The 287-nt window shown below is 59.6% G+C and carries 1 pseudogene; it reads left to right on the top strand.

The features are described 5' to 3' along the window. Positions 1-69: 69 nt before the first annotated feature. Positions 70-287, top strand: a pseudogene (locus ACXR2T_RS15825) (IS110 family RNA-guided transposase); the annotation flags it as partial.

Genomic DNA, 287 nt, shown 5'->3' with positions numbered 1-287 from the left:
AGTGGCTTGGAGTGCCGACAGTCAACGGAGGCCCTGGTGTTTACAGATCGTACTTGTATTGGTCTAGACGTGCACGCCCGAAGTATTCACGCCTACGCAATCTCTCCCCGCGGAGACATTCATCACAGCGCACTGACCGCATCTACCGACGCGGTCCTGACCTGGATCTCAGAGATCACCCAACCAACCGATGACATCGCGGTGGCCTACGAGGCTGGACCCACCGGGTTCACCCTGGCACGAGCACTCACCGCTGCTGAAATCGATGTGGTGGTAGCCGCCCCGTC

This window comes from Leucobacter faecis (genome assembly GCF_054456635.2).
This window is presented reverse-complemented; position numbering and strand designations above follow the sequence as displayed.